Annotated in this window: 1 protein-coding gene; it reads left to right on the top strand. The window is 66.8% G+C overall.

Annotated elements, in window-relative coordinates; all coding sequences use genetic code 11:
• A partial coding sequence (locus HV701_RS26635) for a ShlB/FhaC/HecB family hemolysin secretion/activation protein (RefSeq protein ID WP_175135985.1) occupies positions 1-397 on the top strand: 397 nt, incomplete at its 5' end.
• Between the last annotated feature and the right edge of the window lie 163 nt (positions 398-560).

Below are 560 nucleotides of genomic sequence, written 5' to 3'. Positions count from 1 at the left end.
CTGGCAGATCCAGCACGCCAAGACACCGGTCGTGCCCGCCGATTACTTCACCATCGGCAACCGCTATGCGGTGCGCGGCTTCGACGGGCAGATGACGCTGGCCGCGGAAGACGGCTGGACCTTGCGCAATGACCTGTCGCTGGACCTGGGCGGGTTGGCGGGCATGCCGGGCCAGCAGCTTTATGCCGGGCTGGACGCCGGCCGCGTTGGCGGCCCGTCGGCCCAGTACCTGGCCAGTCGCACGCTGGTCGGCGCGGTGGCCGGCCTGCGCGGCCGCATCGCCATGCCCTATGTCAACGCCAGCTACGACCTGTCGGCCGGCTGGCCCCTGAAAAAGCCCGACAACCTGAAAACGCAAAGCACGGTGTTCGCCGCCACGCTGATGTTCGAGTTCTGATCCCGCCGCTTTGCGTGGCCGCAATGCCCGCAAAGCCGTCCCACCTTCTTGTTTCAACCGAGTACGCATGATGTCCAAGCTCCGTTCCCTGATCGTGTGGTCCGTGGTCTTCACGCAGGTCTGGTCGCCGGTGCTGGCGCAGACGCTGCCGATCGCGGTGGAC

This window comes from Achromobacter pulmonis (genome assembly GCF_902859765.1).
Lineage (GTDB): Bacteria > Pseudomonadota > Gammaproteobacteria > Burkholderiales > Burkholderiaceae_B > Achromobacter > Achromobacter pulmonis.
The sequence above is the reverse complement of the archived record's forward strand: the minus strand, read 5'-3'. Positions and strand labels throughout refer to the sequence as shown.